Genomic DNA, 5,728 nt, shown 5'->3' on the forward strand with positions numbered 1-5,728 from the left:
GGTCACCTACCGCGTCGACGACGGTCCTGGCCGGGGAGGCTGTGAGGGCGGTGGTGTCGAGGGCGGTCCCGGCCGGGACGGCTGGCCGTGTGGTGGCGCGACTGCCGTCGCCGGCATGGTCGGCGGGGACATCCCTTGCCCGGGCAGGGTGGCTTCCTGGCTGCGGCGCAAGATGTTCTCGGCGTGGTCCTGGTCCGGCGTGCTGAGCGCTTCGTGGGCGGCCAGGGCAAGATCACCGGCACTGGCGTAGCGGTCCTCGGGCTTTTTGGCCATGCCGCGGGCGATCACCGCGTCGAAGCCCTTGGGGATGCCCGCGCGCGCGGCGCTGACCTGCGGAACCGCGTCCATCAGATGGGACGTCACCAGTGAGCCGGCGCTGTCGGCTCGGTACGGCGGTCCGCCCGTCAAAGCCTCGTAGAGCACGCAGGCCAGGGCGTAGATGTCGGCGCGGTAGGTGACCTCGTCGTTGGAAAACCGTTCTGGCGCCATGTATTTCCAGGTTCCGACCGCGGTGCCCAACTGGGTGAGCTTTTCGTCGGTGGTGGCGCTGGCGATACCGAAATCGACGAGGTAGGCGAAGTCGTCGCGGGTGACCAGGACGTTGGGCGGCTTGACGTCGCGGTGCATGACACCGGCGGCATGGGCGGCATCGAGCGCCGAGGCGATCTGGGTGATGATGGCCACCGCTCGCGGTGGAGTCAGCGGACCGAAGCGTTTCAGCAGGTTGTCCAGGTCGGTGCCCTCGATCATGCGCATCTCGAGGTACATCTGGCCGTCGATTTCGCCGTAGTCGTGGATCGGCACCACGTGCGGTTCCATCAGACGGCCGGCGATGCGGGCCTCGCGCTTCATCCGTTCGCGGAAAACCGGGTCCTTGCTGAACTCGGCGGTCATCAGCTTTACGGCGACTGTCCATTCCTTAACGGTGTGCTCGGCCTCGTAGACCTCACCCATCCCGCCGCGGCCCAGCAACCTTTTGAGTTCGTAGGGCCCGAACATCGTCCCCACACGCGAGCCCTGCGTGTCGCTCATCGCTGATCCTCCCAGTCAACCCGCAATGTCGCCGACACTATCAACAACATCCAGGCAGACGCGCTAATCGGCACTTGCCCCTTGCCCGTCCCGCCGTTACCAAGGACCCGTCAAGCATGCGGCAAGCGCGGCGTCCGACGCCACTGCCGGGCGCTAAACGAGACCGCGAACGAGATCGCGCACAGGGCAGGCACCTGCATCTCAGTTACAGAGCCAGGTTCCGATCCAGCCAGCGGTTCCGAGCCTTTTCATGGCGTCCTGCTCCGCGGCGAGCAGGGTGGAACCATATCCGCCCGCGTGGTCACCTGCCTTGTTCTCGGCGATGGCCCCGCACTCCCGGAATACGACGAGCACCTTGCAGTCGGAATTGCCGCAGGCCCCCAGCGCCGCGCTCTGCGCCGCCGCGCTGGACGGGGCATCCTTGGTCCGGCCGAACAACCGGCCTGACGGCGAGTAGGCGATGGCGCCGAATTGGTTGTCGGCGTGTGCGACTGGGGGCAGCGCGACCAGCGTCACCGTCGCCGCCGCGACGTTCATCACCGCCAACGCAGCTCGCCTCGGGAAGCGCAAAGAGGTCAATCCCATGATGATTCCCTTCCCAGCTGTAGGAGGTCGAAGTTCACGGTTTGCGAGGGCGGGTCTATGTGGTGGGCTTGGTGGCGGTGACCTGTTTGCCCCATTCGGACATGGTCATCGTCACCGTGCCGTTCTCGACCGGAGTGATCTCGATCTTCACCAGGTGGTAGGAGCCGTCCGAGGCGATCCAGACCGTGGTCGGTGTGGGCGGCGCGTTCTGCGGGCTCAGCCGGGACCCGGCTAGCGTGGCCACGTCGTCGGTAGACGATGTCCCGGTGATTTTGGTGGTGGCGATTCCGTTGATCTGTTCGGTGCCGCTGACCTTCGGGTTCTGCAGGTTCGCGAGAATGTGGGCCAGCCCCTTGTCGGGGTTGAGCAGTGTCGATACCTCGTATATGGATGCACCGTTGCCGTAGTCGGTGAACTTGCCGGCCTCCGCGACATCGGAATACAGGTGCCCGTCGACGAAAATGAATTTCGAGTCGACGTTGTTCTTCCCGACCGTAAGGGTGGCGGTGCCGTTGGCGACCGTTTCCGGGGTGTTCGATACGTCGCCGTCGAGCTTGGTCACCTCGAGGTTGGGTACGGTGCCCTGCACGGTGAGGCTCAGGTGCATGCCGGTGACCTTGCGCATCGCCTCGGCAGCCTGCTTGACGGTGCTCGCCGCGTCGACATTCGGACCGTTTGACCCACTGCCCGACGAGTTGTCTTTCGAGCCCCCACAACCGGTAAGCACGAGTGCGGTGGCGACAACCGCTGCCGCGGTCGCTACACCCGCACGAGACCAGAGCTTCAGGTTCATATCCATCTCCCTGACATCTCCTTCGTTGAGTCAACTGGTGAGCTGCCACGGGGCAAACTCATCTGGAGGACGCACCAAAGCCAGCGCTTAGCGTAAACCTGCCGGTATAGCTCTGACTAGGCCCTGATTTCGGCGCGACACCGGGGCCGCAAGCGGCAGCTAGGCAAACAAGCCCCCTGTTTACCTGCGCGCCTTGCGCGGCCGTTCGCGCAGCCGTAATCGCACCGCGAGCAAGATAACCATCACCACGGCCAACACCGCACACATCCCCAGCGCCGTGAACCAATGCGCGGGGTCGTGCGTCCACAACGGGTCGGGGTCGGTCAGGCGAATGTAGTTCACCCCGATCGAGGATCCGGCCATTGCGTAGGCCCAGCGAGACGGGGACAGCCAGGCGAGTTGTTCCAGCGGGATGCGGTCTTTGACGGCGAACATGCCGCCGCAGAGCACGAGCTGGGCCATCACGACCAGGACCAGCAGCGGCATGCCGCGATCGGCGTTGCTGATCAGCGACGAGATCAGCAGGCCGAGGATCATCGAGACGACGGTGACGGCCACGACGGCGGCCGCGACTTCGGCCGAGCCCACGCGTTGCAGCAGTTGGGTGCTGCCGGAGTGCAGCAGCAAGGAGTCATCCGGCGGCGGCAGGAACGCTACGCCGAGGAATCCGAGGATCAACCCTTGTAAGCCGGTGATGGCCCCCAGGACGGCGAGTTTGGAGGCGAGGTAGGCGCCGCCGGACAGGCCGATGGCGTGTTCTCGCCGGAAGATGGCCTGTTCCTTGACGATCTCGCGGATGGAACCGGCGCAGCCCATCAGCGCCCCGCCGATGATCAGGATCACCAGCAATTGGGTGGGTTGTTTGGATTGCTGGGTGATCGCGTTGGCCAGGGAGAGTCCGGCGCTGCCGGGGACGGTGTAGGTGAACAGACTGAGCAGCAGCGGCAGTGCGAGCAGGAACAAGGTGTATTGGCGGTCGGCGGCGATGACGGCGAGGTAGCGGCGGGATAGGATGGTGAATTGAGCCCAAGGGCTTTGTTGGGCTTTGGGTTTCGGCTTTGCCCCGGCGGGCACGGGGGACGGCTCTAGGCCGGGTTTGGGTGTGAAAGCCGCGCGCAACGGCGACTCGTTGTAGCGGGCGGTCCAGTCGGTGTCCCTGTCGTTTTCGAGCAGGATGAACAGGTCGGCGAAGTCCGTGCAGTTGAAGTAGGACAGGGCCTGTTGGGGCGGCCCGAAGTAGGCCAACCGTCCGCCGGGAGCCAGGACGAGCAAGCGGTCGCACATGTTGAGGTGAGCGATGTTGTGGGTGACCACAACCACCGAGCGGCCGTCGTCGGCCAAGGTGCGCAGGGTCTGCATGACGGATTTTTCATAGCCGGGATCCAGCCCCGAGGTCGGTTCGTCCAAAAACAGCAGGGAGGGTTTGGTCAGTAGTTCCAGAGCGACGCTGGTGCGTTTGCGCTGTCCGCCGGACAAGGAGTCGATGCGTTGATCGGCCTGGGCGGAAAGGCCTAGTTCGGCCAGCACTTCGTCGATGCGTTGTTGGCGTTCGGTGGCGGTGACGTCGTGGGGGAAACGCAGTCGGGCGGCGTAGTTCAGGGCGCGGCGCACGGTCAGCGGGGTGTGCAGGATGTCGTCTTGGGGCACGAAGCCGATGCGGTGGCGCAGTTCGGCGTAGTTGTCATACAGGTCGCGTTCGTCGTAACGCACGGTGCCGGCGCTGGCGGGACGAAAGCCCGTCAGGGCGGCCAGCAGTGTGGATTTGCCGGCGCCGGAGGGGCCGACGACGGCGAGCAGGCTGCGTTGAGGGAGGACGAAGTTGACGTCGTCGAGCAGGACTTTGCCCTTGGTCTGCACCCGCAGGTTGGCTGCTTCATAGGAGATGTCGCCGGTGTCGACGTATTCGACGAGGCGGTCCCCGGCCAGGTGCAGCAGTTGGTGGCCGATGCCGACGATGTCGTCGGGGCCGATGACCGCCCGGGTGATGCGGGTGCCGTTGACGTAGGTGCCGTTGGCGCTGTGGTTGTCGACGAGTTCCCAGCCGGTGCCCGAGCGGCGCAGCAGGGCGTGCCGGCGTGAGACCAGCAGGTCGTGCAGGACGACGGTGTTGTCGGGGGCCCGACCGATGCTGACGGTGACTGCGTCTATGGCGTGCACCGCGGTCGGGGTTCGGGCCACCTGAGACTGACCCGTCCCCGCTGGTCCGGTCCCCGGCGGGAGCGTCATCTCAGCCGTCTTCTGCATCGCGTCAATCGGGGGGACCGCAGGAAGCGGGGACACCGTCGTGGTGGCCTCACCGATCGATACCGACTCCCGGGCACCGCTGCGGGGGGACACCTCCAACGCCTGCCCGGAGGTCAGCGATCCCAACAACACCGACACCGGACGCTGATCGATGACGACCCGCTCTACCCGCTGACCGTCGACGAACATCCCGTTACTGCTGCGGTTGACCAACGCCCAGCCCGCACCCACCGGCTCCAACACCGCATGCACCCGCGAGATCCGCGGGTTATCCAACTGGATATCCACCTCGCTGGAGCGGCCCACCGTCCACACCCGGTCCCCGCTGACCCGCCAGGACCGCCCGGCCCCTCGCACCTCCAACCACGTCGCCGTCTCAACCATTCACCAGCCTCCGAGCGCTCACGAGTGCTTAGACCACCACTTGAACAGCTGGTCGAGGCTGGGGACCTGCTGCTTGCCGCCGACCAGTCCGTACACCAGGGTCTGTTCGTTGCTCCACATCACCTGCGGGTCGGTGCCCTTGTACACGCCGCAGGCCATCTGGCCGAGGACGGTGTTCGGGTCCGAGGTGTGCCACCACGTGCCGGGGGAGGCCTTGCCGCCGGGGCATTGTTGGATCGTGAAAGTGCCGGTGAAGGCGGTAAAGGCCTTTTTCAGCGAGGAAACGTCGGCGTATAAGCCGTAGGCCGAAAGCTTGGGCCCGTCGGCATCGGTGTTCTGCCCGCACGAGACCGACACCAACGATCCCGAAATCGGTTTGCTGTCGGCTTTGCATGAGCCGGCGGGGTAACCGGCAGGCAGCAGGCTCATCAGCTTGGCCTCCGCACCCGCGGGCGCGGTGGTGGACGGCACCGTTGTCCGTGTGGTGGTGGGGTAAGTGGTTGTGGTGGTGGTTCGGGTCCTGCTTTGGGTGGTGGTGGTGCGTCCGTCCGGCTGCGGACTGTCGTCGTCCTCGGTCGCGGCCCAGATGCCAAGACCGGCAAGCGTCAAGACCAGGATGACCGCCGTCACGATGGCGACGATCACCCAAGGGCTGCGACGGTGGGCGACGAACAGACCCTGGTGTACGGA

The 5,728-nt window shown here is 65.6% G+C and carries 3 protein-coding genes and 2 pseudogenes; all 5 read right to left on the reverse strand.

The window, feature by feature from the left end; translation table 11 throughout:
- Positions 1–12: 12 nt before the first annotated feature.
- Positions 13–1,032, reverse strand: a pseudogene (locus A5634_RS24320) (serine/threonine-protein kinase); the annotation flags it as partial.
- A gap of 201 nt (positions 1,033–1,233) precedes the next feature.
- The gene (locus tag A5634_RS24325; RefSeq protein ID WP_155769705.1) at positions 1,234–1,617 is read right to left on the reverse strand and encodes a DUF4189 domain-containing protein; all 384 of its coding nucleotides are present in this window, start codon (positions 1,615–1,617) and stop codon (positions 1,234–1,236) included.
- A 55-nt stretch (positions 1,618–1,672) separates the two neighbouring features.
- Complete coding sequence (locus A5634_RS24330; protein ID WP_172831778.1) at positions 1,673–2,410, reverse strand: LppX_LprAFG lipoprotein; 738 nt, start codon at positions 2,408–2,410, stop codon at positions 1,673–1,675.
- Positions 2,411–2,590: 180 nt separating this feature from the next.
- A complete protein-coding gene (locus tag A5634_RS24335) occupies positions 2,591–5,038 on the reverse strand; it encodes an FHA domain-containing protein (RefSeq protein ID WP_065146592.1) in 2,448 nt (815 codons plus the stop codon).
- Between the two features lie 18 nt (positions 5,039–5,056).
- Positions 5,057–5,728 (reverse strand): annotated as a pseudogene (locus tag A5634_RS28780) (serine/threonine-protein kinase); the annotation flags it as partial.

Source organism: Mycobacterium asiaticum, from assembly GCF_001673365.1.
GTDB classification, from domain to species: Bacteria; Actinomycetota; Actinomycetes; order Mycobacteriales; family Mycobacteriaceae; genus Mycobacterium; species Mycobacterium asiaticum_A.

Bases quoted from the DNA above. Each gene is read 5' to 3' on its own strand.
- A5634_RS24325 (WP_155769705.1), bottom strand. From the start codon at position 1,617: ATGGGATTGACCTCTTTGCGCTTCCCGAGGCGAGCTGCGTTGGCGGTG.
- A5634_RS24330 (WP_172831778.1), bottom strand. From the start codon at position 2,410: ATGAACCTGAAGCTCTGGTCTCGTGCGGGTGTAGCGACCGCGGCAGCG.
- A5634_RS24335 (WP_065146592.1), bottom strand. From the start codon at position 5,038: ATGGTTGAGACGGCGACGTGGTTGGAGGTGCGAGGGGCCGGGCGGTCC.